4 protein-coding genes are annotated in these 3247 nt (G+C 75.8%); 1 reads left to right on the plus strand and 3 read right to left on the minus strand.

Annotated features, from left to right (window positions below):
• Positions 1-69: 69 nt before the first annotated feature.
• The 3 genes from ACFRAV_RS31270 to ACFRAV_RS31280 form a co-directional block, all read right to left on the minus strand.
• Positions 70-690 carry a 1,4-alpha-glucan branching protein gene (locus tag ACFRAV_RS31270; RefSeq protein ID WP_382560979.1) on the minus strand — a complete coding sequence of 207 codons (621 nt, stop codon included), beginning with the start codon at positions 688-690 and terminating at the stop codon, positions 70-72.
• Between the two features lie 31 nt (positions 691-721).
• The gene (locus tag ACFRAV_RS31275) at positions 722-1525 is read right to left on the minus strand and encodes an SGNH/GDSL hydrolase family protein (RefSeq protein WP_382560980.1); all 804 of its coding nucleotides are present in this window, start codon (positions 1523-1525) and stop codon (positions 722-724) included.
• Positions 1526-1669: 144 nt separating this feature from the next.
• Positions 1670-1882, minus strand: a complete 213-nt coding sequence (locus ACFRAV_RS31280) for a hypothetical protein (protein ID WP_351117303.1) — start codon at positions 1880-1882, stop codon at positions 1670-1672.
• Between the two features lie 222 nt (positions 1883-2104).
• Here ACFRAV_RS31280 and ACFRAV_RS31285 point away from each other — a divergent pair, with 222 nt between their 5' ends.
• A complete protein-coding gene (locus ACFRAV_RS31285; RefSeq protein ID WP_382560983.1) occupies positions 2105-3091 on the plus strand; it encodes a BtrH N-terminal domain-containing protein in 987 nt (328 codons plus the stop codon).
• Positions 3092-3247: the final 156 nt, after the last annotated feature.

Genomic DNA, 3247 nt, shown 5'->3' on the forward strand with positions numbered 1-3247 from the left:
GGCCGCGCGCCGCGCGCCGCGCGCCGCCCGCCGGGCGACGGCGGGCGGGCGGCCGGATCGGCAGGGAGGTCAGACCGGCAGGGAGGCGGGGAGCACCCGGACGAAGGCCCCGCGCCGCGGCTCGCCCCCGCCGGTCCAGCCCGCGGTGACGCCCGCGGGCAGCAGACCGGCCCTCTCGCCCTCGGGCGTCTCCTCGAGCACCCGCAGCACCCGCAGGGTGACGCCGTCCAGCAGCACGTCCGTCCATCTCTCGCCGTCCACCACGGACGGCGACCCGGTCACCCCGCCCGGCAGCGGCCCTCCGTAGGAGGCCACCACCGAGGTGTCCGGGGTGTCGCTCTCGCTCTGCGCCTGCGGCACCGCGCGTCCCCGCAGCAACGCCACGATCCGCTCGACCGCCACCGGGTCCCGGGTCGCGTCGTAGATCCAGCGGGTGCCCAGCACCCCGTGCTCGCTGGTGCCGATCAGCGCCTCCTCGGCCCGCTCCAGCGGCGCGCCGCGATAGGTCATCGCGTGGTGGTACACGGTGCCGTCGGCGTCCTCGTGCACCGCGAACTCGATGCCCACCTCCCCGGCGGGATCGTCGAGCCGGAAACCGCCGGCCCGTTCCAGCCGGGGCGTCCCCGTGCCCCGGTACCAGGGGCGGCCGGGCAGCCACGCGGTCAGCAGCTCCACCTTCGTGGGAGCCATCGTCGTTCGGTGAATGACTGACATGGCGTCATCATTCCAGTCCGGGTGTGGTCCGCAGCGGCAGGAGCTGTGGACGTTTCGCGGTGCGGCCCTCCCCGGAGGACCGGCCTCTCAGCCGCCGGATCAGCCAGGGCCCCAGGAAGGACCCGAGCCACCGCAGCTCGGTGGTGAAGGCGTGCAGGCCGACGGGCGGCGCGGCGGCCGCCGGGGGGAGCGGGCGCCTCCAGGTGTCGTCGCTGCCCGGCAGTTCCAGGGCGTGGGCCAGGGCGGCGGCGATCCGCTCGTGACCGAGCGGACTCGCGTGCAGCCGGTCCGGGCTCCACAGCCGTCGGTCGGTGATCACCGCGTGAGCGGCCGCGTCCACCAGCGCGACCCCGTGCCGCCGGGCCGCCTCGCGGATGCGGTCGTTGAGCGCCAGGGCCCGCGGGGTGAGCGCCCGGCCCAGCGGCGTCATCCCGGCCGGGTCCGGGAACGTGACCGTGGCGACCCGCGCGCCGGCCGCGGTCAGCGCCACGAACATCGCCTCCAGGTGACCGGCCACCTCGTCGGCGTCGAACTTCGGCCGCAGCAGGTCGTTGACCCCGGCGACCACGGTGGCCAGGTCGGGGCGCAGGGCCAGCGCGGGCGCCAGCTGCTCCGCGCGCACCTGCCCGGCGACCCGCCCGCGTATCGCCAGGTTGGCGTAGACGAGGCCGGGCGCGTCCTCGGCGAGCCGCTCCGCCAGTCGGTCGGCGAAACCGCGCAGCCCCGAGGCGTCGTCACCGTCCCCCATGCCCTCGGTCTGGCTGTCTCCCAGAGCGACGTAACGGCGGAACGGGTGTCCGGCCTCGGTCATCGGCGGTCCTCTCCTCGATGTGCGGAGTCAGCTTGGTGTCCGCGTCCCCGAGAATCAACCCGCGCCCGCCCGCGTGGGTGGGCGACCGGGACGGGACGGGCGGACACCGACGGGCCGCCGCCGGGACGCTGCCAGGGGGGCGGATCAGCCCAGCTTGCGCATCACCCGCGCCGCCGCCTCGCTCTCCGCGGCGGGGACGGAGAGCTCGCTCAGCGTGTCCAGGTCCTGGTCGTCGGCGAGTTCGGTCTCCCAGGCGTCGGCGAGGCGCTCCTGCTCCTCGCGGGGACGCCGCTCGACGTCCGCGCGGTGGTCGGGGCTCAGGGCGTGCAGGAACCGGCCGACGGTGTCGGTGGTCATTCGTCCTCCTCGGTCACTCGGCTCCGGGCCCCGCACCCGTCCGCGGCGGCGACCCGTGAGCCCGATCGTGCCCCGGGGCCGGGCCGTCGGCCGTGGCGGCGCGCCGACGGTCCCCGCCACGGGGGCGACGGCCCCCGCCGCGGAGCACGGACGACTCGGCGGGGCGCCGACTGCGCGGCCGGCGGTCCGGCGAACCGTCTTGCCCCGGGGCACCATGGAGGGGTGAGCATCGTCGAAGACGTCGAACCCCGCGGCACCCGTCACTGCGAGACGTCGGCCCTGGGGGTCCTGCTGCGGCACCAGGACCTCGACCTGTCGGAGCCCATGCTGTTCGGGCTGGGCTCCGGCCTGTCCTTCGTCTACTGGGACAGCAGGACCATGGACTTCCCGTTCCTGGGAGGCAGGGTCAAGCCGTTCGAACTGACCCGGAACCTCGCGGCCAACCTCGGCCTGGAACTGACGGTGCGGGAGACGACCTCCCCGCGCACGGCGTGGAAGAACGTGGTGACCGCCGTGGAGGCGGGGCGTCCGGTCGGGCTGCAGCTGGACAGCTACCACCTCGAGTACTTCACGTCGAAGGTCCACTTCGGCGGACACGTCGTCGCCCTCTACGGCTACGACGACGAGCGCGCCCTCCTGGTGGACACCGACCAGCAGGGCGGCGCGGTCTCCACCGGTCTGGACGCGCTGGCCGCCGCCCGGGCCGAGCGCGGACCGATGACCGCCCGTCACCGCTCCTTCACCCTCGACGTCCCCGCGGACGCGCCCTCCCCGTGGAGCCGGATCGTGCCCGCGATCACCGCCTGCGCGGAGGCGTTCCTCCACCCGCCCATCGCCAACCTCGGTCACCGGGGCATCGAGAAGGCCGGCAAGCTGGCGCCGACATGGCTCGACCGCGCCGCCGATCCCGCGCGGGACCTGCCGCAGGCCGCCCTCCTGATGGAGAGAGGCGGCACCGGCGGCGCGCTCTTCCGCAACCTCTACCGCGACTTCCTCGCCGAGTGCGCCCAGCGCCTGGACAGCGCCCCGCTGCGCGAGGGCCTGCGGCTCTACACCGAGGCGGCCACCCGGTGGACGCGGGTGGCCGAACTGATCACCCTGGCCGGCGGGACGGGCGAGGAGCGGCACCTGACGGAGGCGGCGGAGCTGCTCCGCGACCTCTCCCGGCTGGAGCGGGAGGCCATGGAGCAGCTCGTCCGCCTCGGCTGACCCGGTCCGCGTCGGTGCCGCCCCCCGTCCGCCCGGTCCGTGGGGAGCGTTGATGGGGTCTGCCGCCGTACTGGTCGCCAACCGTCCGCCCGGCCCGTGCCGGAACCGCCCGCACCCGCCCGGCCCGCGCTCGGGCCGCCTGAGCCTGCCCCGGCC

Source organism: Streptomyces sp. NPDC056600 (assembly GCF_042792855.1).
Lineage (GTDB): Bacteria > Actinomycetota > Actinomycetes > Streptomycetales > Streptomycetaceae > Streptomyces.

Bases quoted from the DNA above. Each gene is read 5' to 3' on its own strand.
- ACFRAV_RS31270 (WP_382560979.1), bottom strand. From the start codon at position 690: ATGGCTCCCACGAAGGTGGAGCTGCTGACCGCGTGGCTGCCCGGCCGC.
- ACFRAV_RS31275 (WP_382560980.1), bottom strand. From the start codon at position 1,525: ATGACCGAGGCCGGACACCCGTTCCGCCGTTACGTCGCTCTGGGAGAC.
- ACFRAV_RS31280 (WP_351117303.1), bottom strand. From the start codon at position 1,882: ATGACCACCGACACCGTCGGCCGGTTCCTGCACGCCCTGAGCCCCGAC.